Here is a 25,670-nt window from a genome sequence, read left to right as displayed (position 1 = left end):
AGCGTGCCTCACGCTGGAGGCACACCACGGAGTCTAGGTAAAGAAGCGTGAAAGCGTTAGATCCGGAAAGAGCAGCACGGTGGTGAGCTGTGGGCAACAATGAGAGTCGCGTGACGATGGGCTCAGAGCACAATAGGATGCGCAGGATCGGCCAGGGGTTCCAGAATGCGCTGGCCGAACATCGTGCGCAGCTCGCTTTCTATGCGCGCGCAGAGATGGGTGATCGGCACATCGTTCGCCCCGCCCTCGAAGGGATTCTCGGTGCTTTCTCCGACCTGGTCGAGCGCCACGTACATCCAGGCGACGAGCACGCTGAACGGCATGCCCAGCCATGCCATACGCCCATGCAGAAGGCCACCGACGTCGAGCTGGGCAAACTGGCTGACGACGCCAAGCGGCAGCAGCAGGGCAAAAGCCCACACAAACACCGAATTGATGATGGCGTACTGACGCGGGTAAGGAAAGTCCTTGATACGCTCGGCCCGGGAATATTGCTCGAGTAAATCCTTGAGCGTCTTCTGCATTTCCGCGTATTGGAGCAGCGCGATATCCTGAGTCAGGAACAAGGCTCGGATGTCACGGCTTTGCTCGCCGATCAGGGCTGCCGTAACATTGCCGGAAGCGATGAGCGGAGCGATGGCCTCGGGCGGCAGGTAGCGCTCGAGCGCCCCCGCAAGCGGAAGATCCAGCTCGGGCACGCCGAAAACCTTCCGGCGGTATTCGGCATTGGGGGCGCGCGTGGCCGCTTCCCAAACGCGCGGGACGCGCAGCCGATAACGCACTGCGGTAAGCCAGCACAAGTGACGGGTGAGCAAGGTTTCGGCGGGGCCGCTGGCCGGAAAGTCGCGCGCGATCAAGCCCCAGTAGCGGCTGCTGGCGGTAATGGCGCTCCAGATCTGCTGCGCCTCCGCTGTACGGTTATAGGTCTGTGCATTCTTGAAGCCGACGATGAACGAGGCTGCCGTGCCCAGCATGGCCAGCACCGGCCACGGCAGAGCGAGCCAACGCCACCCGGCGAGCTGGTAGAGCGCGGTGACGGCGACGGCGCCGGCGGCCAAGATATAGGCTTTGCGCCTGGTCCAGCGCAAGAATTCGAGCAGGCCATAGGACTTTCCGATGTGCATAGTGCGATCGCCTTGGCCCCTTAGCGATCCTCGGTCAGCAGGGCCTGCCGCACGTGGGGATCCTCGGCGAGCCGGTCTGCGAAGGCGGCGAGGTGGTGCAGTCCGCCGAGATCGACCCCCATGCCCCGCGCCCAACGCAGCACCACGAAGAGATAGGGGTCGGCGATCGAGCGGCTGCCGGTGAGCCAGTCGCGTCCGTCCAGTTGGGCGTCGATACGCTCGAGGTAAGCGCGGATGTGCAGGCGCGCATTGCGGGCCAACTCTTCGTCCATGTCGCGCTCGTCGAGAAAGCGGGACGGCGAGAACAAGGGCTTGAAGGCCTTGTGCACATCGGAATTGAGAAAGGCGAGCCAGCGCATGACTTCGGCGCGCCCGCGGGCGCTGCCGTCGCCCGCCAGGCCGGCAGCCGGATGCAGATCTGCGAGGTAACCGAGGATGGCGACATTTTCGGTCAGCGAAAAATTGCCGTGCACGAGGAGGGGCACGGTCCCGCCCGGGTTGATGGCCAGATATTCGGGGGCCTTGATCGTGTCCATGGTCATGGGGATGGTTTCATGGGGGATGTTGAGCCAGCCAAGGACGATCAGGTCGGCCAGCGAGCAGGCGCCGTGCATGTGGTAGAGCTTCATGGGATGTATCGCTTATCGTGTTGTCCGGTATGTACTATGCCAGTGAGCGCCTGCGCCGATTGGTGTTTAGGCGACACCAGTCTGAGGCCCGTTGCGCACCTGCCGCCGGCGTGTTGCCGGCGCTTCTACATGATGGTCAGTGGGGAGAGAAGGTGACGCGCTCCGGCACCTTGCTGAAGGTGCCTGCGGCGCTCCACCATGGCATCAGCAGAAAAAAGCCGAAGTAGAGCAAGGTGCACCCCTGCGCGACGAGCGTTTTGCCCGGGGTGGGGAGCTGCGTGCCCAGGTAACCCAGTATCAGAAAAGACAGTCCGAATGCGGCATACAGCAGCCGGTGCCAGCGCGGCCGGTAGCGTATCGACTTGACCGGTGAGTGGTCGAGCCAGGGAAGCGTGGCCAGCACCAGCACCGATGAAGCGAACAGAACAACGCCCCAGAATTTCGCATCCATCACCTGGGGCAGCATGCAGCCGGCCGCCAGCAGGGCAAGCACGGCAATGCCGGCCTTGACCTTGAATGACAGGCGCGATTTGAACCAGATGAACGTCACGTACAGGGCCGTTGCGCCCATCAGCACGTACATAAAGTCGGCCGTGGTGGCGCGCAGCACTGAATAAAACGGCGTGAAATACCAGGTCGGTGCGATGTGGGCTGGCGTCTGGAGCGGATCGGCGGGAAGGAAGTTGTTGTACTCCAAAAAGTAGCCGAACATTTCCGGTGCGAAGAAAACGACAGCGCTGAACATCACCAGGAACACCGACACGCCGAATAGGTCGTGGAACGTGTAGTAGGGGTGGGAAGGGAGGGAATCAAGCGGGAAGCCATCTGCACCCAAGTTGTCCTTGACCTCGATGCCATCGGGGTTGTTTGAGCCTATTTCGTGCAGGGCGATCAGATGCGCGGTCACCATGCCGAGCAGCACGAGCGGAATGCCGATGATGTGCAATGCGAAGAATCGGTTGAGCGTGGCATCGGATACCACGTAGTCGCCGCGGATCCACAGCGCAAGGTCCGGGCCGATGACGGGGATGGCGCCAAACAGGTTGACGATCACCTGCGCTCCCCAGTACGACATCTGGCCCCACGGCAGCAGGTAACCGAAGAAGGCCTCGGCCATCAGACACAGAAAATTGCCGAAGCCGAACAGCCAGACCAGTTCTCGCGGCTTGCGATAGGAACCGTACAGCAGAGCGCGCGTCATGTGCAGGTAGATCACGATGAAAACGGCTGAAGCGCCGGTGGAATGCGCGTATCGGACGAGCCAGCCCCACGGCACCTCGCGCATGATGTATTCGACAGAGGCGAATGCCAGTTTTGCGTCCGGCTTGTAGTGCATGACCAGAAACGTGCCGGTCACGATCTGTAGCGCCAGGATGAGTAATGCAATCGATCCGAAGAAGTACCAGAAATTGAAATTCTTCGGTGCATAGTATTTGCCCCACTGGTCGTTCCACAAAGTGGACAGCGGAAAGCGATGGTCGACCCAGCGCAGCGCCTTGCCGCCAACGGAGGCGTGTTCGGGCGGCTTTTTCTCGTTAAATGCCATGGTTGAGGACCTTCGCGTCAATGGCTGCCATGGGCGCAAGGTTCTCCAGGTTCGCATCGCTCCCTATCAGCGTGGTGGCGATTTCTGTTCGTACGTCGGTCATTAGCTTGTGAACCGGGCAGTGCCCGGCTGCCGCCAACAGTTCGGCGCGCTCCTCACCGTTCAGATTGCCGCCGAGATCAAGCACTGCGTTAAGGCGATAGATGCCCTGGCGCTCGCCGCTGGCGTCGCGCTCGATACTGACCTTGACGGGACCGACGGCGATGTTGCGACGCTTGGCATACCAGAGCAGAGTGAGTGAGATGCAGGCGCCGAGTGCGGCGTCGTACAGGTCGTGAGGTGAGGGGCCGGCATCGCGGCCGCCCTGTCCGCCGCTGACGTCACTGGTGAGCAGGTGGTTGCCGATGCGGATGAGCTGGCGCATCGGCTGGGAAAGATCTCGCTCGACGAGGGTGGTCATCTGAGTGCCTATTGTGACGATGGAATTCTGCAGTCTATGTGTCGAGCGCTGCCGGGAGTAGATCCTTCCAGGGCCTCACAATGGTGCCTCTGGGACACCAATGATGTCAGGCGATGGCGTTCCGCGGGATTGCTGGCGCCAGCCGGCCAGTGGGTGCTGTTTTCTGGTGTCAACGAAGCGCGGCCGCATGGCCGGGGCGGACGCTGGATTGGTGAAATACATAAAGCACTTGCGCGATTTGATGATGGCCATCCTAAAATCATTCAGCTTACACTTGTTAATGCAAGATTAATTTCCTTGAATGTTCTCGTAGATTGGAGAGTTTGATGCAACAGAAACAAGGCCCGCGCCGCTTGCCCCGCCTGGCATTGGTGCCGCTGTGTCTGATGGCGGCGCTGGCGCAGGCGGCGCCGGCGACCGATCCGCTGGCGCCGGTGGCGCGCTGGAGCGCCTACACCGCCGGCCGCGCCGCGACTCCCCCGATGGGCTGGAGCAGCTGGAACGCGTTCGGTACGGATATCGACGAAGTCAAGATCCTTGGCTCGGCACAGCGCATCGTCGACAGCGGCCTGGCCGCAAAGGGCTACCGCTACATCAATATCGATGACGGCTGGGCCACCCGCCGCGAACTCAAAGATGGCCACATGGTGATACGCGCCGACCGTTTTCCCTCGTCCGCGGCAGGCGGGCGCAGCACCTTCCGCCCGTTTACCGACAAGGTGCATGCGATGGGGCTGAAGGCGGGCATTTATTCGGACCTGGGCCGCAACACCTGTTCCCAGGCGTATTCCGGCGACAGCAGCGATTTGCCGAAGGGCAGCGTGCGGGAGCGCGAAATCGGCCTGTATGGCCATATCGACGAAGACATCAAGCTGTTTTTTGCCGACTGGGGATTTGATTTCATCAAAGTTGACGGCTGCGGTCTGCGCGCCTATGGCGCCAACAGCCCGAAAGTGAAGTCCGGCGAATACCGCGCGCTAACGCCCGTGCTGGACCTGGAATCGGTCAGCCGCTCCGACATTCCTGCGGTGCAGGCTGAATTTGCACGGATTAACGCGGCATTACAGCGCAACAATCCCGACGGCGACTACCTGCTGTCGCTGTGCGTGTGGGGCGCCGCCAATGTGCGCGCCTGGGGCAAGAACGTCGGCAACCTGTCGCGCACCAGCGACGACATCACGCCGTCGTGGGCCCGCCTGCTGAGCAACTTCGACAGTGCGGCCAAGCGCGAGCTGTACGGGCATCCCGGCGGCTGGAACGATCCCGACATGCTGTACATCGGTAAGGGCGATTTCGATGCCGCGCACATGGTGGAAGCGAAATCGCATTTTTCCCTGTGGGCCATGCTGAACGCGCCGCTGATGCTGGGCGCCGATCTGCGCAGCACGCCGGAGGCGCTGATGGACATCGTCGGCAATGCCGACATCATCGCACTCAACCAGGACCCGGCCGGCAACCAGGCCACGCTGGCTTATGACGCCGACGACCTGCAAATCCTCGTCAAGCAGCTGGCGTCGGGCCAGAAGGCGGTCGCCATCTTCAACCGGGGACTGGGTGCTATCGACGTCGACCTGAATGCCGCGCACCTGAAGCTGCGCAGCGATGCGCCGATCTCCTTGACCGACCTGTGGAGCAAGGCGGACACCACGTTTACCAATGAGACCAGGATCCGGGTCGCGGCGCGCGAAACGCGGGTCTTCCGCGTCCAGGGCACGCGGCTGCTGGCGCAGGGCGTGTATCTGTCGGAGCAGCCCGGCAGCGTGAATCCTGCAGTCGATGGCGTGACCAGCCCGCAAGCCGATCCTACGGTGTTCCGCTCATCGGCCGCATGGTCCGGCACCAAGGGCGCAGGCGAACGGCCCATGTATGCCGGCTGGGGCGGCGCGCGCGCCGACAGCACGCCTTATGGCCAGATTTTGCAGGTTGCCGGCAATCGATACCCTGCCGGCATCGGCATCCTCGCCAATTCGCGGCTGGAAGTGCGCAACAAAGATTATCGCCGCATCACCGCCCAGGTCGGCGTCGACGATTCGGCGCGCGACCGCATGCACGGCGTCAGCTTCATGATTTACGGCGACGGCAAGCTGCTGGCCAAGAGCAAGCCCATGCACTGGGGCCAGCCGGCGCAGGCGCTGTCGGCCGATGTGGCCGGCGTCAAGGTGGTTGAACTGGTGGCGCGCAGCACGGCGCTTCACAATGAACTGTTGCCGGTGACCTGGGGCGGCGCGGCGCTGCTCTCGGGTAGCCAGGCTGACTGATACGGCGGGCTGCGGCCCAGCGTCATGCAGTGGCGTCGATCCTGTATGCGCGGCTTTGCGCACCGCGCGTAATTTAGTATGTCGCAGGCGACCTTGTTCCAGCTGTTGCGCCCTGCCTGCCACCGGGCAGGACAGGGCGCACGGGGGGATCAGAACTTGTACTGCAGGTTGGCAAACATCGAGCGGCCGCGTGGATCACCGTAGGTCGGGTCCCAGGTCACTTCGAAGTAGCGCGACTGGTTGGTGAACGGCGGCGGCGTATCGAACATATTGATCACGCCGGCGCGCAGCTTGAGGTTTTTGTTGAACGCATAGCTGCCCGTCAGATCCCACAGGGAATACGCTTTCACGTCACGGTCGTTCCAGCCCGGATCAGCCAGCCCCGGAATGTTCTGATCGCGATAACTGGAGAAGAAGGTGTTGCCCAGGCTCAGATTGATGGGACCCCGGGTCCAGTCGATATTGAGCTTGTGGCGCCAGCGCTGGACGGCCTTGTCGTCGCGGAATACGCCCAGGCCATTTGTCATCGGCGAATTGGGGTCGGACTGGAACTTGTACTTGGTGATTAGCGTGCCGTTCAGGCTGGCGCTGAAGCGGCCCAGCGAGCTGTCATCGCCACGCCAGTTCAGCGCAATATCGAATCCGGCAGTGTTGAGCTTGCCCCGGTTCTCCTTCTTGAACTGCAGGTAGGACACGACACCGTCTTCGTCACGCACGACGATCTGCGGATCGTTGTAGTAGACCGGGTTGTCGAACACGGTTTGCTCGCCGATTTCCGAAATGATGTCGGTCTTGCGGATGCTCCAGAAGTCGAGGCTACCGTTCCAGTTCTTGTTCGGTTCCAGCACCAGGCCGGCCGAAAACTGCTTGGATTTTTCCGATTTCAACTGCGGGTTGCCGTAACGGTCCAGGTCGAACTGCGCAATTTCGCCCGACACCGGGTCTTTGACGAAGCTGGCCGTGGTGCCGGAACGCACAGGCAGGAACAGTTCGGCAATCGACGGTGCGCGGAAGCCGGTGCCGTAGGACGCGCGGCCCAGTACGTCCTTGCTCGGACGGTAGCTGACGGCGATTTTCGGATTGGTGGTTGTCAGTTTCGGCGTGGTGACCTTGGTCAGCGGATCATGCACGCCCTTGTAGCGGTCGTGACGGATGGCGAACTGGCCTTCCCATTCCTTGCTGAAGGGCGCGTTGATCTCCGTGTAGAAGCCGGCGATGTCGCGCGAGTTGGACGAGTCGGCCAGCAATTCGTCGGAGCTGGCGCGGTCGCCCTGCACGTCGTTGGTGCGCAGCGCATCGGTGGAGCTGAACGCAGTCTTCTCGCGCCGCAGTTCGGCGCCCACAGCCAGCATGACATCGCCGCCGCCCAGCGCCATCAACGCGCGGGTCAGCTTGCCATCGACGCTGTCGCTGGTGCCTTTGGAAACACGCGCTGCGCCATTGATCTTGATCGAGTCCATGAACTTGCCGCCAGCGTCGTCCGTGGCCGGGACGAACGGGTTGTACTTGCCGCCGGCTATGCCTGCCAGCATTTTGCTGCGCGACACCCAGCCGTCGATATCCAGGTCGGTGGCCTTGTTGACGCTGTGGTTATAGGCCGTATCGTATTCCCAGTCGCCCACCTTGCCGGTCGCACCCAGGACGAAGCGCGACGCTTTACTGGTCACTTCCGAGGTGCGGCGGCCCGCGTCCGTCAGGCGGAAGCGGAAGTTGACCGGGGTGGTGATGCCGGTCCTGGCTTGCAGGTCGGCTGGCAAAGAGATACCGGTCGTAGTGCCGTTGATGCTGCCCGAGGTGGCAGGCGAGGCGGCGTAGCTGGTCTCGGCTTTGCTCAGAAGCACTTCCGCAAACACTTGATGGGCGTCTGCCACCAGGAAGGTGGCACGGCCGATAAAGCTTTGTTTTTTGGAGTCCGGATAGACTTCCGAGTCGCCCATGTAGTTGAAGGAGCAGCCTTCCGTGCCGCCGGGACCTAGCGGGCGCACCACGTTCGGGCTGCCGTTCACGCAGGAATCCTTGCCCAGGTTGACGCGCCGGCCCGGCGATGGCACCCAGGTGCCGCCGGGGCCGGAGCCCTTCAGGTAGGCCGATTTGTTCAGGGTCGCCAGCTGGGTGGAAGTCAGGTCGACGTTGGCCGGGAAAGAGTAGCTCGACAGCTGTGGGGACAGACGGTCGGGCAGGCTGTATTCCTGCATGAATTGCCGTTGCGAGCTGGCCAGGCGGTCCGTTTGCTGCACGTCCAGCGCGCCGAACACATTGAAGCGGTCGGTGCTCAACGCACCGATGCCGCCGGACAGCGAGGCCGATCTTTTGCCGCCGCCGCCTTCCTTGGTACGCAGGGCATACACGCTGGCATCGCCACCCTGGTAATCCTTGCGGGTGATGAAGTTGATCACGCCGCCCATGGCATCGGTACCGTAAATCGCCGATGCACCGTCTTTGAGCACTTCCACGCGCTGGATGGCGCCGGCGGGGATGTTGTTCAGGTCGACGCCGGAATTGTCGCCAGGGCTGGCGAAGTTGGCCATGCGGCGGCCGTTCAGCAGCACCAGCGTGCTAGAGACACCGAGGCCACGCAGATTGGCGCCGTTAAAACCGCGCTGGCCGCCCATGACGTCGCTGACGCTGGCGCCATCGGTCAGGCCACCCACATTGGAGGAAATCTTTTGCAGCAGTTCGGCAGCAGTGGTCACGCCGGACTTGTCGATATCTTCCCGCTTGATGATTTCGACCGGCAGTGCCGCCTCGCCCTCGATGCGCTTGATACTGGAGCCGGTGATTTCCACTCGCGGTATGGTTTGCGCGTCAGCGTTCAAGCTCATGCTGCCAAGCGCGAGCAATACAGCGTGGGTGCAACGGGAGCGGCGGAATGCAGACGCCTTGTGCGTGCCAGGTATTTTCATGCGATCTATCCTCGTAAGTGGGTATTCATACGCGAGCAATATCTTTGTGCCGCCTTTGGGGTGCTTATGAGACAGTTTCATAATATGCAACATTCGACTGCTCACGCGCGCCGGAACTTGCGCGGGTCGCTCCGTGTGAGCAGTGTCGCATTGTTGCAAAGAAAACAGCACAAATCTGTTGCGGATTTTCCACAGTGCGATATCTAGTGCCAATGCGCGCAAACAGGGGAGCGTGTCTGGCCACAGGTGCCAGATCAATGGCAACATAGCGCCAATGCCATTGTGGTGAAGGAGCTTGCCTGTGAAATCCGTGTCGATACTGCTGCTATGTGCGGCGCAACTGGGCGCTCAGTTGCCGGCTTCTGTCGCCCATGCCGCGGAGACTGCGCAGCCGCTGGCGTTTCAGCCTGTCGTTGGCACGGTGATGCCGATGGGCGGCGCCGTGCGCTCCGACAATGAGGCAATACGCCAGCGGCTGGTGCAATTGGCAGGTGGTTCTGCGGCACGGTTCGTGGTGATTCCCAGCGCGTCGTCGCGTCCTGAAACGTCGGGCGCGGATGCTGTGGGACAACTACGGCGCCGTGGTGCGACGGCGGAATTGCTGAAGATCGCACCGCTCTGGGCTGGCGAGACGCTGGAGTCCGCGCGCAGGGCGGCGGCCGACCCTGCCAATGTGGCCCAGATCCGCGCCGCCACGGGCGTGTTCTTTACCGGCGGTGCGCAGGAGCGCACGGTCGATGTACTGAATCCGGACGGGGTGGCGTCGCCCGTGCTGCTGGCCGTGCGCGAGCTGCAGGCGCGCGGCGGCGTGATTGCCGGCAGCAGCGCCGGTGCCGCCATCATGAGCAGCACCATGTTCCGCGATGCGCTGAATCCCGTGCAGGTGATGAAGGGCGTTATGCGCGATGGTAAGGAAATCGACCGGGGGCTGGGGTTTGTCGGCGACCAGCTGTTCATTGACCAGCATTTCATCAAACGCGGCAGGGTGGGGCGCATGCTGGCGCTGATGCTGGCCAAAGGTTATAAGGTGGGTCTCGGGGTGGACGAGAATACCGCGGCTATCATTCACGGTACCGAAATCGAAATCGTCGGCGGCAGCGGCGCGCTGTTGCTGGACTTGCGTCAGGCGACGCGGGAGGCTGGCCCTGTGAACGTGCGCAATGCCCGAATCTCCTATCTCGACAATGGCGACCGTTACGACCTTGGCAAATTGAAGGGGCAGGTACTGGCGGCCAAACAGGCCAGGGGCGAGATCAAGTTCCTTCAGCCTGGCGCTGTTTCGGACCTGGAATATATGCGTCCCGCTTACACCGACATCCTCGGCGAAAACACTATCCTGCGCGCGCTGACGCAACTGGTGGATGGCCCGCGCGACCATGTCCGGGGCATCGCCTTCGACCTCGAGCAGTTCCCCGACGCGACCGTGCCCGATCCTGCCCCCGAACTGGGTTTCGAGTTCATGCTGCGGCGTGATGAGCATACGCACGGCTGGGATAATGACGGACTGGACAATAATGAATACTCCATCTTCGATGCGCGGCTTGATGTGCGGCCTGTGCGCCTGAAAACACCTTACTATCAGGCGTGGTAATGACGGCGGGACATTGGATCGCAAGTCTGCTGCTGTGCAGCCAGTCCGTCACCGCGGTGGCGCAGTTGGCTCCGCCGGCCCGCTATCACACCCAGCTCGATGCCGAGGCAGCGAAAGTGCTGCCGGAAGTGGTGAACTGGCGGCGCGACCTGCACGCCCATCCTGAACTGGCGTTTCAGGAGCGCCGCACAGCGGACCTGGTGGCGAAAGAACTGGGCCGCATGGGCTATGAAGTGACGCGAGGCTTGGCCGGGACGGCCGTGGTCGGCTTGCTGAAAACGGGGCGTCCCGGCCCGGTGGTAGCCCTGCGGGCCGATATGGATGGCTTGCCCGTGACGGAAGAAACCGGCCTGCCGTTTGCTTCGCGCGAGCGGGTGCGGACGGGCGGCAGGGAGGTCGGGATGGAGGTCGGCCTCATGCACGCCTGTGGCCATGACATGCATGTGGCCATGCTGCTGGGCGCAGCGCGCGTGCTGGCCGCGATGCGCGGGCAGTTGTCGGGCTCCGTCAAGCTGGTGTTCCAGCCTGCCGAGGAGGGCGTGCCCAATGAACCGAATGGTGCCGAACGGCTGGTCAAGGCGGGTGTGCTGGACAATCCCAAAGTATCGGCCATGTTTGGCCTGCACGTCGGCATTACGCCGGCGCCTACGGGAACCATTTCCACCCGTGCACGCGGGCTGATGGCCGGCAGCGATACCTTCGAGATCGTGGTGCAGGGGCGCCAGACCCATGGTGCCCTGCCATGGAATGGGGTGGATCCGGTCGTGGTGGCGGCGCAGATCGTGCTGGGGCTGCAAACCATCGTTAGCCGTCAGACCGATTTGACGGTTGCACCAGCCGTGGTCACGGTTGGCACATTGCACGCCGGCCAGCGCGCCAACATCGTGCCCGATGAAGTCAAAATGAGCGGCACCATACGCAGTTTTGATCCGGCCATGCGCGAGCAGTTGCTGTTGCAAGTCAAGCGTACGGCAGAACATCTGGCGCGGTCGGCCGGCGCCACTGCCGCGGTGAGTTTTGATCCCGGTTATCCCGTGACATGGAACGATCCTGCGCTGACGGAAAAAATGCTACCCAGCCTGCGCCGCGTGGCGGGCGCGCAGTTGCTGAGCGATGCAGCGCCGAGTACCACGGCGGAAGACTTTTCCTATTACGGCCAGCACGTCCCTTCCATGTTGTTTTTCCTCGGCGTGAATCCGCCCGGGGCCGATCCGGCACAGTGGGCCGCCAACCACTCACCGCGTTTCAATCCCGACGAGGCGGCCTTGCTGACGGGCGTGCGCGCGCTCGCCAGTCTGGCCGCTGATTATTTGACCGGTGACTGAAAGCATGGGGAATCACTATTCCGTTTCACTGATTTTGCTACCCGGCTTGTCGCTGGGTCCTGGGTTGGCCGACGCCGTGAATTTGCTCCAGCCCAGGTCACGCAGCTCATACTGAGAGGGCGATGGGAAGCTGCTTGGTGTGCAGGCTGGTGCGGCATCCGCCAGCCCTACCTTCAGTTCGGCGTGCCCGTGCAGGCCGCGCGCGACCAGGCAGGCGAGGACGTAGGCGCCGTAGGCGTTGTGATGGGTGGGGTCCTGCCCGCCTTGGGCGAACGCCTGGGGCGCGAGCGCCGGTCCCAGCGCCTGGTACATCGTTGTCCCCATGGCAGTCAGGTCGATCAGCGGCACCCGCCGCTGCATTGCCAGCGTGCGTACCGCTTCGTCATAAGCCATGTGGCTGTTCTCGATCGTGCCGGCTGCATTGAATGTGCGCCGCGCGACCGGCGTGGCCAGTACGGGAAAACCGCCGTGCTGACGCACGTCCGCGACCATGGCAGCCAGGAAGGCGCTGTACGCCTGGTCCGGCGCGGAATAGGTGCGCGCGTGTTCCTTCTTCTCGTCGTTGTGGCCGAACTGCAGAATCACGATATCGCCGGGGCGGATGTCGGCGGTGAGCTTGTCCCAGCGTAGGCTGGTGAGGAAAGACTTCAACGAGTGGCCATTGCGCGCGTGATTGGCTACCACCAGCGCTGGATCGATGAAACGCGCCAGCATTTGGCCCCACGAGGCCGCGTCGCCTTTTGCTTGCGACGCCACCGTGCTGTCGCCTGCGAGCAGGATGCGGCGGGCGGCCACCGGCTGAATTTCGATCGCGCGGATGGCATCCTCCAGGCCAGCCAGGCTGACCGTGAGCTGGTCGTCCCAGGCCCGCCCGCGCGCCTCTTCGTCACCGAGGCTTACCGTGGGCTTGGACACCAGGTCGGTCCATACCTTGACCAGCTCCGGATTGCGCACATTGACAAGGAAGCGACGGGTCACCGTTACGCCGGACGCAAGTTCCACCGGCGTGGTCGCCAGACGGCGATCCTCCGCCCACAACATGGCGCGCAACGGCCGATCGCTGCGCAAGGTCAGCGTGACCTGATAGTCGCCCGGCGCCGCCTTGACCGAAAACGCAAAATCGCCGCTGCCCGGACGCGACAGCAGGCCAAACCCCGCACCCTCCGTATAGCTCGTCTCCACAGCCGTGCCGGCCGGCTCGCCGTTGAAGGCGAAACGCTGCGCCGCCGCCGCGGCGCACGCGGTCCCGTTTACGCCGGCCACGCTTAGCGCAGCCACGACGCCGGCCGCGAAGCAGCGGGTCATTGCACCCGGCCGGTTGCGATGCGCCGCGCCGCTGGCGGTGACGTCGAGCCGCGATGCGTTGGGCGGAAAGGTGCAATCAAAGCGAGCGGCGAGCGGCTTCCGCAACGAAGGAAATGTGGTGAATATCATCAGAAGTGCTCCGGGAAACCCTGTCCTTCGGGACAGGGAGTGAAAGTTGGACCATGCTCAGCCATCGAGCGGCACCCGGTACTTGAAGTTGCGAATCCGCGCTTCCCCCTTGCCGGAGACGAAAATGCCGGGTCTCAGCGCGAGAAATCCGCCGCGCACGTTGTGATGGTAGCCGGAGACCTCGAACGTCCGTTCGAAGCGTTTCCAGTGCTTGCCATCGGCCGAGATATGGACGCGCACGATATGGCGCATGTTCCGCATGCGGATGAACATGCGCGGTCCGAGCGGATTGGGATAGCGGCTGTGCTCGATCCCGTACTTGTGGCCGATGAAGTGTTCCGCGTCGAAGCTCACGCCGCAATACAGCGCGCTGTCATAGAACAGCAGCAAGCCGGCGCGCGCGCCCGGATCCACCTCGATTTCACACTCGAACTCATAATCCTGCTCGCCGGCGATAAACAGCAGCGGTGGCGAGGAGGACGGCGCTGCGCCGCGCGCGGCGAGATGCAGCACCCCATTGCCGCGCCGCAGGCGCGACGCCTCGTCGGGCGCCGGGTTGAAGAAGCTCCACTGAATGCCGTACTTGTCGCTCGTGAAGTCGTCCGACAGCGCCAGGCCGTGGGGGCCGGCGCGCCCACCTTTCGGTTTCGGCAGGGGCAGCGACAGGTCGTCGCCGCCGAATTCGAGCCAGCCGTCCCGGGTCCACGACACTGGCGCCAGCAGGGTTTGGCGTCCGAGGGTCCAGAAGCCGTTTTCGTATCCGTGGTACACAGACCACCAGTCGCCGTTTGGGCCTTCGACCAGGGTCGCGTGGCCCCTGGACCACCAGCGTTCCTGCTGGGATCCGGTGCGCACCAGGGGATTGCGCGGATGGTGTTCCCACGGCCCGTGGATCGAACGCGAGCGCGCCGCGATCACCATGTGGCCGGTGGCTGGGCCGGCGGTGCCGCCGACCGCGAGGATCATGTAGAAATACTCGCCATGACGGGTGATCTTGGGGCCCTCCGGGGAAAAGCCTTCGCTGTCCCAGTCATCGGGGAAACGCCAGGGATCGTAGATGTGTTCAGGCTTGCCGACAGTGGCCAGGCCGTCGTCCGACAGCCTGACGCGGTCGCCGTCGGACAGGAACAGCCAGCGCGACCCGTCTTCACCGACGGCATGGCCAGGATCGATATGCTTGGGCAGGTCAAGGTCCACCGGCTCCGACCACGGCCCCTCGATGTGGTCGGCCCAGATCACCCAGGACGTGTTGCGGGAGCCTGCCGCGGAGGTCTCGCGCGTCGGGATGTAGATGTAGAAGCGGCCCTGGTGTTTGCAGAGTTCGGGCGCCCACACCGATCCGATGTTTTTCCTGAGTGCGGGACCGATCGGTTCCCAGTTGACCAAGTCCTGGCTGTGCCAGATCAGCAAACCGGGATAGGCGTCGAAAGTCGAGTAGGCCATGTAGTAGTCCTTCCCGTCCTTCAGAATCGAAGGATCGGGATGGTCGCCGGCCAGGATGGGGTTGAGGAAGGTGCCGTTGCCCAGGTCGGCTTTGCGCTGGCCTTCCGGCCCCGCGCTCCAGATAGCGCCCTGGGCCTGATGGGCAGGCGCACTGATCTGCGGCGTTGCCGGTGCGCTCAGCATCAGGGGGGCGATGCCCAACGATTTCAACGCGTCTCTTCGGTTTGCCAAATGTAAATCTCCATTAAGTAAGTCTGCGCCCGCGTCGCATGCGCAGCGCGCTGCCAGCGCGCCAGGGGCCGCTCGCCCCCAAGGCCCATGCCGGGCCGAGGGCAGTGCATCAGAACGTCATGCGCAGCGACATCGAGTAGCTGCGGCCCGGCTTGAGTTCGTCGAAGACCGCGTTGGTGAACTGCGTGTAGTTCTTGGTGATCGCGTTGTTCAGGTTCCACACGCTGAGGGTCAGGTCGGCATTGTGGGAGAAGCCGAACACCTGCTTCAGGTTCAGGCCCGCCGACATGTCCACCTGCGCCCGCGGTGTCGAGTACGCGTACACCCCGCCAGGCGCGGTGAGGCCGGTGCTGGTGTTGGTAATCATAGCCGAAGTGTACTGGCGCGCCACGCGCAGGTTCACGCCGTCGCGCTCGTAGTAGAGCGTGAGGTTGTTGGTGCGCGGCGGCACGCCGGCCACCGGCGGCGCGTTGGGCGCGTCGTCCGTCTGGCGGGCGTAGGTGAGGTTGCCCGTGAAGCCGAAGCCCTTCACAGGCAGCATGTCCAGCGGCTGCTGCCAGGTGAACTCGAGACCGCGCACCTTCAGCTTGCTGGCAACGTTGTAGGGCTCCACGATCTCGATCGTGTGCTTGTCGCGCCCACCGCTAGTGGCCACCGATATCAGTTGCGCGTCCGACAAGGTGACCGTGCCGTACATCTGGTCCAGCTGCGCCAAGGAGTAGTTGCTGATGCGGATGCCGGGACGGCTGACGATGTCCTTGGCGAAGCCGCTCAATGCGACGTAGGCCTCGCGCGTCATGTAGTACTCCAGGCCGAGGTCCAGGTTGTTCGACTCGTAGGGCTTGAGATTGGGGTTGGTCACACTACCCTGGCGCGCGCCCTGGTCGCCGACGTACAGGCTGGTCTGGCGCAGGTCGGCGGGATTGGCGCGCGTCATGGTGCGCGAGCCCGACGCGCGCGCGATCAAGGACGGCGTGATGTCGTAGGCGAAGGTCGCCGACGGCATCATGTTGTGGTACTTGACCGCTTCGTATTTCCACCCCAGCACATTGGGATAGTAGCCGCCATCCTTCAGCGTCGCATTGCGGGGATCGGCCGTCGAGCTCAGGTCGCCGATGATCTGCTCCGTCTGCACGTAACGCACCCCCGCGTTGTAGCGCAGGGTACGGCCGAAGATGGGCGCGCGCCCGTTCACTTCCGTGTACAGGCCCGCCACCTTCTCGCGGATGTAGCCGCCGCCAGCGGGGCCGCTGGAGAGCTTATCGCTGAAATACTGGTAGTCCGTGTCGGCCGCGAACTTGTTCCAGTCCAGCGTGATGAAGCCCTGACTGGACGGCTGGGCGTACTGCGTCACCTTCGCGTTCGTCACCACCGAGCCCAGGTAGGTCAGGGGCGTCGTCATGCCGGCCGTCGAACCGGTGCCGTAGCCCGGATAGGCGGTATTCGCGTCGCCGACGCCGGGCGCGCTGCGGCCATCGCAGCCGCCGCGCAGACGGGTGTTGGGGGCGAAGTAGCGGACGTTGAGGTTATTCCCGCAGGCGACGTTCATCCACGAGTCGGCCACATTGTAGCTGCGGTAGCGGCGCTCGGTGTCGTCGTAAGCACCGCCGAACTTGACGTTGAAGTCGTCGTCGCCCCACTTGATGTTCAGGCGCGTGCCCTTGGTCGTGTTGGTGCGCTCGAACTTGTCCATGCGCAGGCCGGACAAGCCCTGGCCTCCCTGGTACCAGCCGAAGTTGGCGGGGTCGTTGGGATCGAGGTTGCCGGTGAAGGTCGGGGACTGGCCCGGCACCGTGTTGTCGTAGGTGATGACCGAGGGCGCCGCTTGGGTCGCCAGCAGCACCGTCGGCATCTCGCGGTAGAATGAGCTCTTGGTGAAGTTCACGTGGCCGTCGATGGTCAACTTGTCCGATGGCCGCCATTCGAAGCCCGGATTGATGCTGCGGAAGTGGGTATTTTCCACCATCGGCCGGTATTCCAGCGCCCAGAATGTGTTGGCCAGGACGCCCTTGGTGATGGTGCAGCCGTAGGTGCAGTCGCTGCGGTCGAATTCAAGGCCGATGGGGATGGGCGTGGCGGCGCGCGTGCCCACGTTCATGCCTTGCTGGACCATCTGGTTGCCTTTCTGGGCGAACAGGGTGTCGAGGTAGACGTCCCACTGGTCGTTCGGCTGCCACTGGAAGCTGAGCACTTCGCCCTTGCGCTTGCGCTCGCCGCTGTAGACGATGTGGCGGCCCAGGCGGCCCATCAGGCCGTTGTCGATTTGCTGGATGGTGGCGCCGGGGTTCAGGGCCAGCAGCATGGCGCGGTCGATCTTTGCGCCAGGGATGAGGACGGAACGGGCATAAGCCGGCAGCAGGTCCAGCGGCAGGCCGGAAGGCACCGTGTCGGGCGTCGATTGCGAGCCGCCGCCGGTGCTGTTCGGCTTGTCCGACGCATTGGACTGGGAGGGCCTGAGCTGCAGGTTGCGCATCTCCACGGACTGGAATGCGTCCGTGTAGTAGTTGCTGTTGCCCCAGGCAACGCCGCCCAGCAGACCCATCTTGCCCCAAGGCGTATTCCAGGTGTTGCTGATCAGGGCGGACCCGGTGTTCCCCAATTTTTTGTCCTGATCGCGATAGTTGCCGCTCAGGGTGAAGGCGGAGCGAAAGCCGCTCTTGTCGAAGGGGCGCACGCTGCGCATGTTGACGGTGCCGGCCAAGCCGCCCTCGACCAGCTCGGCCTGCTGGCTCTTGTATACGCTGGCGCTGCGGAACAGTTCCGCCGGCAGGAAGTCCATGTCCACTTCGCGGTTGGCGCTGACACCACCGCCCCAGTTGCCCCCCGAGGCCGAGGCCATCGGGGCGCCGTTCAGCAGCACGCGGGTGAAGGCCGGGCCCATGCCGCGGATGGAGATGTTCATGCCTTCCCCATCGATCGCCGCGCGCGTCACCTGCACACCGGGCACCCGGGCCAGCGCATCGGCGATGTTCGGATCGGGGAACTTGCCCATGTCCTCGGAGAACACGGTGTCGGTCAAGCCAACGTTGTCGCGCTTTTCGTTGGCGGACAGCGCCAGCGAACTGCGGTAACCCGTGATGGTCACGCTTGCGGGCGCCTGGTCCTGCCCGGCCGGCGTCTGCGCATACGCACCCGCCACCAGACTTGCCATGATCCCCATGGCAAACACGTCCCGGCGTCCGCCTTTCCAATTCTTTTTCATACTTGTCTCCCGTTTTTTTAGTTGCTTGATTGATAGCGGCAGCCACAGGCGCTGACCGGTCAGGGGTGCCATGCAATGTTTGACCGCCGTTGGCACGCAATCATCTTAATGCACTAATATTTTAGATGAGATATATGTATTGAGCAATACAATGGGTGAGACAGTTTGAGGCTATAGTGACACATCCATCATAATGCACTAAAATATTACTGAAAAGCGGCAACGTGGGTACTAGCTATCCGCTGCGACTGTTTTATCGATTTTAGGGGTGAGGAAAAAATATGAGTGTGGTGGCAAATACCGGGACGCCTATCGTTGTGGCAATGCGTGTTGTCCCTGTCGCTGGACGCGATAGCATGTTACTGAACCTGTGCGGCGCACACGCGCCGTACTTCACGCGCAACCTCGTGCTGCTCGAGGACAACGCTGGCCGTGTGGGGATGGGTGAGGTGCCGGGGGGGGGCGGTATATTGAAGGCGCTCGAACAGACCATCCCACTGGTGGTGGGCAGCGAGATCGGCCGCTACAATCGCACGCTCAATGCCGTGCGCAATGCCGTCGCGCCGCGCGACGGCACGCACCAGCACCAGGTGACGTCGGCCGCCGAGGCCGAAGTGCTGAAGCAGCCGCACGAAATCAATCTAAGGTTGGAGAACGTGGTCACGGCCGTCGAGGCGGCCCTATTGGATCTGCTGGGCCAGCACTTGGGCGTCCCGGTGTGTGAACTGCTCGGCAACGGCCAGCAGCGCGACAGCGTGCCCATGCTGGCCTATCTGTTCTATATAGGGGACCGCAAGCGCGCCGATTTGCCTTATCTGCCGTCGACGGGGGAGGGCTGGTACCAGCGCCGCCATCAGGAAGCGCTGACGCCGGAGGCCATCGCCGACCTGGCCGCCGCCACGGTCGCGCAGTACGGTTTCCGCGACTTCAAACTGAAGGGCGGCGTCATGCGGGGCGCGGAGGAAATGGAAGCAGTGGCGGCGATCAAGGCCCGTTTCCCGGAGGCGCGCGTGACGCTGGACCCGAACGGGGCGTGGTCGCTGAGCGAAGCCATCGCCATCTGCAAGGGCAACGCCCATCTGCTGGCCTACGCGGAAGACCCCTGCGGCCCGGAGAACGGCTACTCGGGCCGCGAGGTCATGGCGGAGTTCAAGCGTGCCACCGGCATCCGCACCGCGACCAATATGGTGGCCACCGACTGGCGTCAAATGGCGCATTCGCATCTCCTTGGTGCGGTGGATATCCCGCTGGCCGATCCGCACTTCTGGACCATGCAGGGCTCAGTTCGCCTGGCTCAGCTGTGCGCCGACTGGGGCATGACCTGGGGCTCGCATTCCAACAACCATTTCGACGTTTCGTTGGCCATGTTCACGCACGCGGCGGCCGCCGCACCTGGCGAGATCACGGCCATTGATACCCACTGGATCTGGCAAGAGGGCCGGGAACGCCTTACCCGCGAGCCTTTGACGATCGTCGGTGGCGAAGTGGCGGTGCCCAAGGCGCCGGGCCTGGGGATAGAACCTGACTTTGCCCGCATCGCGGCAGCCCATGATCTCTACAAAAAAGTCGCCGGCACCGCCCGTGACGACGCAATGGCGATGCGCTATCTTGTGCCCGGCTGGACGTATCATCCCAAGCAGGCCAGCCTGGGGCGTAAGTCCTAACGTGGCACTTAAATAAATCAACCATGATAAATATCCCTTTCCGCCGCCTTTGCTTGCTGCTCGGTTTGTTCGCCTGCGCGCCGGCCAGCCATGCCGGCTTCGAACTCGCCGGCCCGGCAGGGGGCGCAGACATCATCCACGAAGACGACGCCACCATGCGGCTGTCGGCGAAACTGCTGCAGCGCGATGTGCAAGCGGTGAGCGGCGTCCAGGCAGTCACCGCGACACGCATGGAGCAATGCCGGCGGCGCTGCGTGGTGATCGGCCGCTTTGACAGCGCCCTGGTCCAGCGGATCGCCAAGGAGGAGGGCATAGACCTCTCCGCGCTGAAGGGCGGCTGGGAACGGTATCAGCGCGTGGTGTTCGATTCGCGCCGCGGCGCGGCCCGCCAGATCATGCTGATTGCCGGCTCCGACACGCGCGGCACGGTCTATGGCGTCATCGACCTGACCCGGGAAATGGGCGTTTCCGCCTGGGAGTGGTGGGCCGACGTGCATCCCGCGCAGCGTAAGCGCATAGAAGTGGCGGCCGAAGCGGTTACTTCGCGCGGTCCCTCGGTTCAGTATCGCGGCGTGTTCCTGAATGACGAGGACTGGGGCCTGCAGCCCTGGGCCGCGAAGCGCGACCCCGCGAAAGATATCGGACCGGAGACTTATTCCCGGATCTTCGAGTTGCTGTGGCGCCTGAAGGCCAACATCATCTGGCCCGCGATGCACGATTCCACCAAGCCTTTCTACCAGATTCCTGGCAATGCGCGGATGGCGCGCGACTACGCCATCGTGATGGGCACTTCGCACGCGGAGCCCATGATGCGCAACAATGTGCGCGAGTGGGACAAGCGGCAAGGGGCCTTCAACTTCTTCACCAACCGCGACGCGCTGGTAAGCTATTGGGACCAGCGGGTGAACGAGGTCAAACAGTTCGAAAACATCTACTCGGTCGGGATCCGTGGCGTGCATGACAGCGCCATGGAGGGGGCGGACACGGTGGCGAAGCAGCTCGAAGGCACGGCTGCCGTGATCGATGTCCAGCGCCAGTTGCTGAGCGCAGCGCAGGGCAAGCCCGCCGAGCACATCCCGCAGGCGCTGACCTTGTACAAGGAAGTGCTCGACATCTATAAAGCCGGCCTGCAAGTCAGGGACGACATCACCCTCGTCTGGCCGGACGATAACTATGGCTATATGCACCAGTTGAGTACTCCGCAGGAGGCGCGGCGCGGTGGCGGCGCCGGTTTGTACTACCATCTGTCCTATTGGGGCCGCCCGCACGATTATTTGTGGCTGGGGACCACGCATCCGGCGCTGATCCGCGACCAGCTGGAGCGGGCCACGGTGACGGGCACGAACAAGGTCTGGATCGCCAACGTCGGCGATATCAAGCCGCTCGAGTACCTGACCCAGTATTTCCTCGACATCGCTTTCGATCAGAAGCAACTGGCCCTGTCCCCGCGGCAGCACCTGACGCAATGGCTGTCGGCGCAATTCGATGCCGGCCGCGCGGAAGAGATCGCGGACATTCTGCTGGGTTATTACGATCTGGCGTGGGAGCGCCGGCCCGAGTTCATGGGCTTCAGCCAGACCGAGCCGACCACGGTCACGCGCCAGACCGACTATATGCAGTCCGGCGGCGAAGAGGCCGAGCAGCGGCTGGCGAAATACGCCGCGCTGGTGCGGCGCGCGGAGGCCGTCCACGCTGCGCTGCCTGCCGCGCAGCGGGACGCCTACTTCCAGCTGGTGCTGTATCCGGTGCGCGCCAGCGCCAATCTGAACGCGCGCATCCTGAAGCAGGACTTGGCGGCGCAACTGGCCCGTGCGGGCCGGCCGGCCGCCGAGCGCTATGCCCGCCAGGCCGAACGCGCCCAGCGCGCCATCGCCGAGGACACCAGGACGTATAACCAGGGCAAATGGCAGGGCATGATGGATGCGGCGCCACGCCGCCTGCCCGTATTCGAGCCGCCCGTAGTGGCCAGCTATGGCAAGCCGGTGCGCAAGGATTGCGTGGTGGCCTATCCGGCTCCGCTTTCGGCCTGGTCCGACCGCCTGGCGTTCACCACCGGCCGGGCTGAGACCAAGACCATCACACTCGTCAACTATGGCGCGGGCGCGGTGCGCTGGAAAGCCACGGCGGTTCCCGATGGCTATGCCTTAACGCCAAACGGCGGCGAACTCGATGGCGCGAACGGCTACGAGCAGCGCATACAGGTGCGTTACGACGGCAAGGCCAAGGCCGGGCGGTTGGGCCTGGAATGCGGTGCGGCCATGGTGGAGGCCAATCTCGCGCTGACCCCGGGCGCCGGGGAGCTGTTGCCGACCGAGCATGACCGTATCGTCGCCTTGCCATCGGCCAGCGCGAAGGCGACTGCGGGGTGGACCGTGTCGCCTGGTCTGGGTAGCTACGGCGCAAGCATGCGCTCCGATCTCCAGCAGGCGTCGGTGGACCTGAGCGCCGCAGGCACTCGCCCGCCGCTGGAATACGACTTTGTGAGCCACACGCAAAGCGCGGCGCGGCTCAAGTTCGTGACGGTGCCGGCGCACGCGCTGACGTCTGCCAATGGCGTTCGCTTGGCCTACAGCCTGGATGACAGCCCCTTGCAATTATTGGACTTCGAAACGTTCGGCCGCAGTGACGAGTGGAAGCACAACACCTTGTCCAATACCGCCGTGCGGGTGCGCGAAGTGCGTGCGCTCGTCCCCGGCCGTCACCGGCTGAAAGTGTACGCCCTCGATCCCGGCGTGGTGCTCGATCGCATTGAGGTCGCCTTCGACGGCGCGCCTCAATATTATGGCAAGGCCTTGCAAGAACCATTTGGATCCGGCCAAGAAGGCCTGCCTTGAATGGCAGGCCCGTTACGCAGGGGCGCGGTAGACCGCGCCAATTCCCTGCTCCACGCTTTGCCCGCAACCTTGGAAGCTCAATGACCATGGTCACCAAAGAAAACAGATTCAAGCTGGCGCTGGCTGCAGCGGCCATGCGGTCACACTGCATTAAATACCTCGCCGGCGCCGTCCTGATCTGCCTGCAGGCGCCGGCGCCGGCCTGTGCGCAGGTGCTTCAGCCCGATGCCTTCTCCGCGCAGCTGGCGCCGCGGGAGCGCGTGCTTATCGATAGCGCTTGGCGCTTTCACCAGGGCGACCCTGCGGACGCGGGCAATTCGCTCGCCTACGAGGTTCGCAGTGGCGGCGCGTGGACGGAAGGGCAGCCGGAGGAGTGGACGCCGCGCGGCCCGGACGTCAAGGTGGGCGGCGGGGGACTGAAGGCCTGGATCCTGCCCACTGGGAACGCCTTCATCAAAGATGAGAAGCAACGCCACGTGCGGCCCCAAGGGCACCCGGGGGGCGGCGTGTCCTTTGTGCAAAGCGATTTCGACGATGGCGGCTGGCGCGCGCTGGACTTGCCTCATGACTGGGCGATCGAAGGCCCTTTCCTCAAGGATGGGCCGTACAGCAATATAGGCCGTCTGAAAAGCTGGGGGGCGGTCTGGTATCGGAAGGCGCTGGACATTCCCGCGCAGGACAGGGGAAAGTCGATTTTCCTGGATGTCGACGGTGCGATGTCTTACGCGACCGTCTGGTTGAATGGCAAGCTGGTAGGGGGATGGCCGTTCGGCTATAGCTCGTGGCGCGTCGATCTTACGCCGTACGTCATCCTGGGCGGCAAGAACCAGCTGGTGCTCAGACTGGACAATCCCGTCGACTCTTCGCGCTGGTATTCCGGCAGCGGCATTTACCGGCATGTCTGGCTGACCAAAACCAGTCCCCTGCATGTGGCGCACTGGGGCACCCACATCCGTACGCCCAAGGTGTCGAAGGAGGTGGCGACAGTGGCGTTGGAGGTGACCGTCGATAATCGCGGCCATGCGCCGGCGGTGGCGCGGGTGGCGACCGAGATTTATGCCCTGGATGCGGAAGGTAAGCGGCAGGGGGCGGCGGTGGCCAGCATTGCCGGGGCGGCGCTCAACGTACAAGCCAACGGCAGCGCGACGGTGACGGGCGAGGCTGCCATCGGCAGCCCGCGCCTATGGGGCCCCGCGCCCGAACAGCGTGCGCAGCGCTATGTCGCCGTGACCACCGTATCCAGCAAGGGCCAGGCGGTGGACCGCTATGAAACCCGCTTCGGCATCCGGTCCCTGCGTTTCGACCCGGACCAAGGCTTGTTCGTCAATGACGTGCCGGTCAGGCTGAAGGGCGTCAATCTGCACCACGATCTCGGCGCCCTGGGCGCGGCCTTCAATTATCGCGCGGCCGAACGCCAGCTCGAGGTAATGCTGGAGATGGGCTTCAATGCGCTGCGCCTGAGCCACAATCCGCCCGCGCCGGAGGTACTGGAGCTGTGCGACCGCATGGGCATCCTGGTGATCGACGAAATCTTCGATGCCTGGGAGCGCAAGAAGACCAACTTCGACTCCCACCTGCTGTTCAAGGACTGGCATGAACAGGACTTGCGGGCGATGATACGCCGTGACCGCAACCACCCCTCCGTCATCATGTGGAGCGTCGGCAACGAGGTGCTGGAACAGACCACCGAGCGGGGCGCGGAGATTGCGAAGATGCTGGTCGATATCAGCCACCAGGAAGACCCGGGCCGCCCCGCGACGGCGGGCAAGCACCTGGCGCGCGCGGAGGATCCGCTGACGGGCGTGTTCGACACCATAGGCATCAACTACCGGGGCGCCGGCATGCGTTCGATTCCCGCGCAGTACCCGACTTACCGGGCCAAGTTCCCCGACAAGCTGATTTATGGCAGCGAGACCGTGTCGACCTTGAGCAGCAGGGGCGAGTATATGTTCCCCGTCCCCGGCGGCTACTTCGGCCACCAGATACGGCCGGGCATAGGTGGCGACTTCGAGCGTCATCACGTGAGCGCGTACGAACTGTTCGCGACCGATCCGGGCGTGACACCCGACCGCCAGTTCGCGACCGACGACCAGAACCCGTATGTCGCCGGCGAGTTCGTCTGGACCGGCTGGGACTACCTGGGCGAGCCGACACCCTTCAAGGAGGCGCGCAGCTCCTACTTCGGCATCGTCGATCTGGCCGGTTTCAAGAAGGACCGCTTCTACCTGTACCAGTCGCGCTGGCGGGCGGACCTGCCCTTCGCCCATATCCTGCCGCACTGGACCTGGCCGGACCGCGTCGGCCAGGTGACGCCGGTCCACGTGTTCTCGTCGGGCGACGAGGCGGAGCTGTTCGTGAACGGCAAGTCGCTGGGCCGGATCGCCAAGGTGACCGCGCGCTCACCCTACGAGTACCGTTTCCGCTGGGACTACGTGAAGTACGAGCCCGGCGAAGTGGCGGTGGTGGTCTACAAGGACAAGAAGGAGTGGGCGCGCAGCGCGGTGCAAACCGCCGGCGCCGCCGCCCGGCTTGCCGCCTCGCCGGATCGGGAGCGTATCCGGGCCGACGGCAAAGACCTTTCCTTCGTGTCGGTGAGCGTCACGGACAAGGAGGGGCGGCTGTCGCCGCGCGCTGCCAACCGGGTGCGCTTTTCGATTGACGGGCCGGGCGAGATCGTGGCCACGGACAACGGCGACCAGACCAACATGGAGCCGTTCCAGGCCCATGACAGGCAGGCGTTCAACGGCCAGGTATTGGTGATCGTCCGTGGCAAGCCTGGCCAACCAGGAAAGATCACGGTCCGTGCCGAGGCAGGCGGCCTGGCGCCCGCAGCGGCGACTATTCTTGCGCAGTAATCATAGCCCCGGAGGGCCGCCGTGCCGGCGGCCCGTTTTGTTTTTGGAATTGGAATGCCGTTCCCACTGGCGGCTCTGATTTGATATTTTAGTGTTTCAACGACGGTGACATTGAGTGCGCCCCGTGCCGACACGCATCGGTGTTCTTCTAGCGCCGCGTGGCAGGACTCC

General features: G+C 63.7%; 14 protein-coding genes. 6 read left to right on the top strand and 8 right to left on the bottom strand.

From position 1 onward, the window contains the following. Positions 1 to 122 precede the first annotated feature (122 nt). From ACSQ8Y_RS10485 to ACSQ8Y_RS10470, 4 genes are all read right to left on the bottom strand, one after another. Entirely contained in the window at positions 123 to 1,124 is a 1,002-nt protein-coding gene (locus ACSQ8Y_RS10485; protein WP_436266397.1) for a bestrophin family protein, read from the bottom strand. Positions 1,125 to 1,144: 20 nt separating this feature from the next. Beyond that, positions 1,145 to 1,753 (bottom strand): glutathione S-transferase family protein, encoded by a 609-nt coding sequence (locus ACSQ8Y_RS10480; protein WP_436266396.1) that lies wholly within the window; start codon positions 1,751 to 1,753, stop codon positions 1,145 to 1,147. Between the two features lie 136 nt (positions 1,754 to 1,889). After that, positions 1,890 to 3,299, bottom strand: coding sequence for a cytochrome b (locus ACSQ8Y_RS10475; protein ID WP_436266395.1), 1,410 nt, complete (start codon positions 3,297 to 3,299; stop codon positions 1,890 to 1,892). After that, positions 3,289 to 3,759, bottom strand: coding sequence for an OsmC family protein (locus ACSQ8Y_RS10470; protein WP_436266394.1), 471 nt, complete (start codon positions 3,757 to 3,759; stop codon positions 3,289 to 3,291). Before ACSQ8Y_RS10470 ends, ACSQ8Y_RS10475 begins: the two co-directional genes overlap by 11 nt. A 326-nt stretch (positions 3,760 to 4,085) precedes the next feature. Here ACSQ8Y_RS10470 and ACSQ8Y_RS10465 point away from each other — a divergent pair, with 326 nt between their 5' ends. Continuing rightward, positions 4,086 to 6,017: an NPCBM/NEW2 domain-containing protein gene (locus ACSQ8Y_RS10465; protein ID WP_436266393.1), complete on the top strand. Its 1,932-nt coding sequence runs from the start codon at positions 4,086 to 4,088 to the stop codon at positions 6,015 to 6,017. A 149-nt stretch (positions 6,018 to 6,166) separates the two neighbouring features. Here the strand turns inward: ACSQ8Y_RS10465 and ACSQ8Y_RS10460 are convergent, their stop codons facing one another. Beyond that, complete coding sequence (locus ACSQ8Y_RS10460) at positions 6,167 to 8,839, bottom strand: TonB-dependent receptor (RefSeq protein WP_436266392.1); 2,673 nt, start codon at positions 8,837 to 8,839, stop codon at positions 6,167 to 6,169. 382 nt (positions 8,840 to 9,221) lie between these two features. Between ACSQ8Y_RS10460 and ACSQ8Y_RS10455 the strand changes: the two genes are divergently transcribed. Together ACSQ8Y_RS10455 and ACSQ8Y_RS10450 are read left to right on the top strand one after the other, a co-directional pair. Continuing rightward, on the top strand, positions 9,222 to 10,511 hold the full coding sequence (locus ACSQ8Y_RS10455) for a cyanophycinase (protein ID WP_436266391.1): 1,290 nt from the start codon (positions 9,222 to 9,224) through the stop codon (positions 10,509 to 10,511). Then, positions 10,511 to 11,836 carry a M20 metallopeptidase family protein gene (locus tag ACSQ8Y_RS10450; RefSeq protein WP_436266390.1) on the top strand — a complete coding sequence of 442 codons (1,326 nt, stop codon included), beginning with the start codon at positions 10,511 to 10,513 and terminating at the stop codon, positions 11,834 to 11,836. The genes ACSQ8Y_RS10455 and ACSQ8Y_RS10450 overlap by 1 nt, the downstream gene beginning before the upstream one ends. Positions 11,837 to 11,851: 15 nt before the next feature. Here ACSQ8Y_RS10450 and ACSQ8Y_RS10445 read toward each other — a convergent pair whose 3' ends face one another. The 3 genes from ACSQ8Y_RS10445 to ACSQ8Y_RS10435 all read right to left on the bottom strand — a co-directional run bounded on the left by ACSQ8Y_RS10445 (position 11,852) and on the right by ACSQ8Y_RS10435 (position 18,146). After that, entirely contained in the window at positions 11,852 to 13,270 is a 1,419-nt protein-coding gene (locus ACSQ8Y_RS10445) for a rhamnogalacturonan acetylesterase (protein WP_436266389.1), read from the bottom strand. A gap of 57 nt (positions 13,271 to 13,327) precedes the next feature. Next, complete coding sequence (locus ACSQ8Y_RS10440; RefSeq protein WP_436266388.1) at positions 13,328 to 14,923, bottom strand: family 43 glycosylhydrolase; 1,596 nt, start codon at positions 14,921 to 14,923, stop codon at positions 13,328 to 13,330. Between the two features lie 130 nt (positions 14,924 to 15,053). After that, a complete protein-coding gene (locus tag ACSQ8Y_RS10435) occupies positions 15,054 to 18,146 on the bottom strand; it encodes a TonB-dependent receptor (RefSeq protein WP_436266387.1) in 3,093 nt (1,030 codons plus the stop codon). Positions 18,147 to 18,427: 281 nt separating this feature from the next. Between ACSQ8Y_RS10435 and ACSQ8Y_RS10430 the strand changes: the two genes are divergently transcribed. The 3 genes from ACSQ8Y_RS10430 (at position 18,428) to galB (ending at position 25,499) form a co-directional block, all read left to right on the top strand. Further along, positions 18,428 to 19,810: an enolase C-terminal domain-like protein gene (locus ACSQ8Y_RS10430; RefSeq protein ID WP_436266386.1), complete on the top strand. Its 1,383-nt coding sequence runs from the start codon at positions 18,428 to 18,430 to the stop codon at positions 19,808 to 19,810. A 23-nt stretch (positions 19,811 to 19,833) separates the two neighbouring features. Continuing rightward, the gene (locus ACSQ8Y_RS10425) at positions 19,834 to 22,644 is read left to right on the top strand and encodes a glycosyl hydrolase 115 family protein (protein WP_436266385.1); all 2,811 of its coding nucleotides are present in this window, start codon (positions 19,834 to 19,836) and stop codon (positions 22,642 to 22,644) included. 80 nt (positions 22,645 to 22,724) lie between these two features. Beyond that, positions 22,725 to 25,499: a beta-galactosidase GalB gene (gene galB, locus ACSQ8Y_RS10420; protein WP_436266384.1), complete on the top strand. Its 2,775-nt coding sequence runs from the start codon at positions 22,725 to 22,727 to the stop codon at positions 25,497 to 25,499. Positions 25,500 to 25,670 lie beyond the last annotated feature (171 nt).

It is taken from the genome of Pseudoduganella sp. LjRoot289, assembly GCF_964252925.1.
Lineage (GTDB): Bacteria > Pseudomonadota > Gammaproteobacteria > Burkholderiales > Burkholderiaceae_D > Rugamonas.
The sequence above is the reverse complement of the archived record's forward strand: the minus strand, read 5'-3'. Positions and strand labels throughout refer to the sequence as shown.